Origin of the sequence: Endozoicomonas sp. YOMI1 (genome assembly GCF_024606345.1) — a bacterium.
GTDB lineage: Bacteria > Pseudomonadota > Gammaproteobacteria > Pseudomonadales > Endozoicomonadaceae > Endozoicomonas.
This window is the reverse complement of record NZ_JAHHPM010000184.1, coordinates 1-1044: the sequence shown is the minus strand read 5'-3', so window position 1 is coordinate 1044 and position 1044 is coordinate 1. Positions and strand designations below refer to the sequence as shown.

1 protein-coding gene is annotated in these 1044 nt (G+C 47.1%); it reads right to left on the bottom strand.

Going from position 1 to position 1044, the window contains the following annotated elements; genetic code table 11:
• Positions 1 to 214 precede the first annotated feature (214 nt).
• A complete protein-coding gene (locus tag KDK15_RS06560) occupies positions 215 to 778 on the bottom strand; it encodes a hypothetical protein (protein ID WP_257294568.1) in 564 nt (187 codons plus the stop codon).
• Between the last annotated feature and the right edge of the window lie 266 nt (positions 779 to 1044).

The following is a 1044-nucleotide window of genomic DNA, read 5'->3' as shown; positions in this document are numbered from 1 at the left end:
ATGCCTCTGGCCCTGATGGAATCCGCTCACTCCCACCTCATCAGGTCTTCGGCCTTTATGGGCCCTGACCCCGGTCAGGCTCAAGGGAATGCAGGTCTTACCTTTCTATGCCGTCATTTGAACTTAAAATAGGTGTTATGGGAAAGGAGGAATCAAATAGTGATGGGGGGCGTTGTTTCATGTGGCCTGGTTGTTGTTTTGGTCTCGACTGTACTCATCCTGGGGGAAGGGGGGGAGTACTTTCCATTGGAGTATTTTCCGTTGGAGTATTTTCCATTGGAGTATTTTCCATTGTTGTGAAGGCTGTTTCCACCGTTGTTCTTGCAGTCGTGATTTCGGGTGCTTTTGTTTTAATTGTGGTGCTGGCGCTGGAAGTTGTTTGGGTGGGGGGAGATATTTGTGACATGGATACTTCCATGGTTGTTTGAGAATTATTGAGAGGACATCTCTGAGTTGTTTCGAAGGTCTCAGGAGGGATAAGTGTATTCATCTCCGATAAATCAATACGGTCACAATCAGTGGTGATGTATTGGTCATTGATCGTTGTGTTGCAGGCCATGGATCTTTCGCTATCAGGGGAGTTCCACCTTAAGCCCACCCCGATACCACTGAGTGAATTTCTGTCATTTACATGTAGTTCACTGTTGACGACAGTAGTGTTGAGAACCCTGACATTATTCCATGCGTGCCCTGCACCAAACGCGGAATCTGAGTGGCTGTCTTCCGTTTTAATTCGGCAATCCATAACCCGGGTGTTTTTAATGACGGTATTTTCCATTCCTCTGCCTGCACCAATACCGGCATGGGCGTGTGTATTTTGTGTTGATATGGAACAGTTTATGGCAGCAGTCGATTTGATCGTGCTTTTTAAGCAAACCCGGCACCGATAGTATGGCAACCGCCATCATATGTACCGGTGAACGAATACATATAATTGGCAATAGGTCTGAGTGCTTTGGCGGAAATATCCTGGGTCTGCAGATAGTTACCATGTGACACTCCCCGCCTTATCAGGCGAGGCTTCTTTCTGACTTCGCAGGCTTT